Genomic DNA, 445 nt, shown 5'->3' on the forward strand with positions numbered 1-445 from the left:
GAAGACGCCGCCGGCATCGTATCTGATCAAGAAGGCCGCCAACCTGAAGTCGGGCTCGAAGGAGCCGGGCAAGGTGTCCGCCGGAAAGATCAAGCGTTCGCAGCTCGCCGACATCGCGACCGCGAAGATGAAGGATCTCAACGCCAACGACCTCGAGTCGGCAACGCGCATCATCGAGGGTTCTGCCCGCGCGATGGGCCTCGAAGTGGTGGAGGGCTAAGATCATGGCATTTGTCAGCAAGAAGCAAAAAGCCGTCACCATCGACCGTCAGAAGCTGCACGGCGTGGACGAAGCCATCGCGCTCGCCAAGGCCGGCGTCGCGCTGGTCAAGGGCCAGCGCGTGGTCGACCCGGCCAGCCTCGGCGCCGACATGGTTTTCCCGGCCATCGGGGCGCAGATCGAGAACACCCTGGTCAAGGGCCTGGGTCTTGAGCTCGATGGGAT

2 protein-coding genes are annotated in these 445 nt (G+C 63.6%); both read left to right on the forward strand.

Annotated elements, in window-relative coordinates; genetic code table 11:
- Window positions 1–220 (forward strand): hypothetical protein (locus AACY08_RS29795; protein WP_445262071.1); only part of this gene is annotated, 220 nt, incomplete at its 5' end.
- Window positions 221–224: 4 nt separating this feature from the next.
- Window positions 225–445: hypothetical protein (locus AACY08_RS29800; protein WP_445262072.1), on the forward strand; the 221-nt coding region annotated here is incomplete at its 3' end.

The organism is Pseudomonas sp. EL_65y_Pfl1_R83, from assembly GCF_963970695.1.
Lineage (GTDB): Bacteria > Pseudomonadota > Gammaproteobacteria > Pseudomonadales > Pseudomonadaceae > Aquipseudomonas > Aquipseudomonas tritici.